This window comes from Psychroflexus salis, from assembly GCF_014640175.1.
Classification (GTDB): Bacteria; Bacteroidota; Bacteroidia; order Flavobacteriales; family Flavobacteriaceae; genus Psychroflexus; species Psychroflexus salis.
The window spans coordinates 1-2492 of the sequence record NZ_BMGL01000023.1 but is presented as its reverse complement, the minus strand read 5'-3'; the positions used below and the strand labels follow the sequence as shown (position 1 = coordinate 2492).

Here is a 2492-nt window from a genome sequence, read left to right as displayed (position 1 = left end):
GATAGTAAAGCCACCACCATTATATGAACCAGAAAAGCTTTCGCCTAAATCATTAGCGATTACTATCCAGCCTCCGTCTGTACCTGAACAACCCCAAAACTCTGTTGAAGCTGCATCTATATTTGCCGTTTGTTCGAAAACTTCACTCCAACTAGAAGGGTTTTCAGAAATCCAAAGTAAGTTCTCTAAACTAGTAATTAAATACGGGTCTAAAGAAGTTCCTGAACCAGTAGGTGCTAATGAAACCGGAGTAATTTGATCACTTTCAAAATTAGGATATCCATCATTAATTGTTGCATCTATATTCCAAATATCGTCAGTACCATTGGTCGTTTCACAGACAAAATCCCAGCCTACTGCTGTATAGGTTGCTTCTAACTTTAAATTGGCAGTAGTTTCGCCAGTTGCATCACTGTTGTCGGTAGATGAAATATCACTATCGTAAAAAGAGTTGGTAACTAAATCAACTCCGGTTTGATCGCCGAATGCATAAAGAGTTCCTGTACCTGAGTTCAATATTTCAAGACTGCTTGTAGTATAAGAATTTACAATACTACCAGAATCTATGCTCCCTACGAAACCTGCAGCGATTCCATTTTCTGTTTTTACAGTAGTTTTAGAATAAGAATTACTAATAGTTGATCCAGGATTAGAAAGAATTTCTCCATTAAAACCAACAAACCCACCTACATCGTCGCTACCTATAACTTCACCCAAATCAACAAAACTTGTGCTAATATTGGCACTATTATAAGTCCTTCCTACAAAACCACCTACACGGTTAGCGCTGGTGGTGCTAATAATTGTATTAATTACAGATGAATTTTGAACAAATGAATTCTCTATTTCACCAAACATTCCCCCAATATTGCCGACAGAGCCAAAACCTGAATTCGACCCATCGATTGTAAGAGATGAATTTTCAACACTACAATTGTTGATAGTAGAAGAATTGGTTATTTTTCCAGCTAAAACTCCAACAGAATTCGCATCTATTGAAAAAGAAGCATTAAAGAACGTCAAATTTTCAACTTCACCTCCATTGATTTCCTCAAAAAAACCAGTAAAATTTGTATTTCGGCTTATTTCAAGATTTGAAATACGAAAACCTTGCCCATCATAACTTCCAGAAAAACTTCCGTCTTCAATTTTACCAATAGGCATAAAGCCATTAATAATACTTGCACTCGCACTGGCATCTATATCATTTAATTGAATATAATGAGCAGCGTTTCTAGCTGCTTTTTCAGGATCAGATGCGCTGTTATCTGAAATCCAAAACAAGTTATTAAAAGATTCAATTTGGTAAGGATTTATCTCTGTACCTTCTCCTACGGGTTCAACAGCTGTAACTCCTTGTGAAAATACTGTGGTAAAAGATAATAGGATGATAGAAAAATAAAATAATTTCATTATTAGGTTTTGTCGTTAGTAGTAAAGATCTGTTGTTAGTAGTAAAAACTATTCCAAAAGCATAAAGTACTGATAAACAGCATTTATTTTTAAATATATCTATGTTAAATTCTTAATTTTAAAATAAAATTCCAATTTTTAGAAAATATCACTCATAACAACGAAGTAAGTTTTTCTCATCTTATAAAAAATAAAAAAACTAAAATACTATGGCTATCAGAACTGTAATTTCTTTATATTATCATGCTTTAATTACATTTATTAATGTAGAATAATTTCGAAAAGGTACAAATAATATTCAAACAAAATAATTTTATTTGTTAAAATGTTATATTTCAAAAAATCACCACACAAAATCTATATAAAATCTAAACTAGTTAATGTATATTTTTACCATTAGATTAATGATTGATTTTTAACTGTTTAAACATGATATTTTTTTAAAAAAAATCTGTTCTTAACAGGTGAAAAAAAAACTTGAAATAAAATAGCTATAATAATTGCTTTAATCTAAGACTTTAAAATCTGACAAATTATTAAGACCCTTTTTCATTAGTTTGTTCGGCATGTAATTAATTTTTACTCGTTTAATATCTTTTAAATTATAGTTAGGAGTTTCTGTAGCTTCAAAACCACTACCCCGCTTAGAAATTTTACAATTTATAAATTGACTCATTGATCGAATGTTCAGTTAAAATTTTATAACTAATTATTTACATTTTTAAGTAAAATGCTTTACAACCTGATTAATAATGTACATTATTTTTAAAGTTTAACAGCATAAACTCAACATTTACAACTATAAGTTGAATAATACCACGCATGTTATCATGAATCTCTTTTGTATATATACAAGTTTTATATTAACGGGCAGTAAATCGGCAGAAATAATTCGAGTATTAAATAGCGTCGTCTTATAATCAAAATGCCATAATTTATTAATTGCTATTTTTAAAAAATAACCATGCTTTATGAAAAGCATGGTTATTTTTAAATAATTGAATATAAAACTAATTAAAAGCTTTGCCTAACTTGTTCTAATTCTTTTTCTAACCTCAGTTCTTCTTGGTAAAAGAAGA

2 protein-coding genes are annotated in these 2492 nt (G+C 30.0%); both read right to left on the bottom strand.

Translation table 11 applies throughout. The features are described from left to right. Positions 1–1413 (bottom strand): M26 family metallopeptidase (locus IEV63_RS12860; protein WP_229737264.1); only part of this gene is annotated, 1413 nt, incomplete at its 3' end. Between the two features lie 505 nt (positions 1414–1918). Next, entirely contained in the window at positions 1919–2089 is a 171-nt protein-coding gene (locus IEV63_RS12855; protein ID WP_188407222.1) for a hypothetical protein, read from the bottom strand. Between the last annotated feature and the right edge of the window lie 403 nt (positions 2090–2492).

What these genes read in the sequence shown, in the direction of transcription:
- IEV63_RS12855 (WP_188407222.1), bottom strand. Translation starts at nt 2,089, where the DNA reads ATGAGTCAATTTATAAATTGTAAAATTTCTAAGCGGGGTAGTGGTTTT.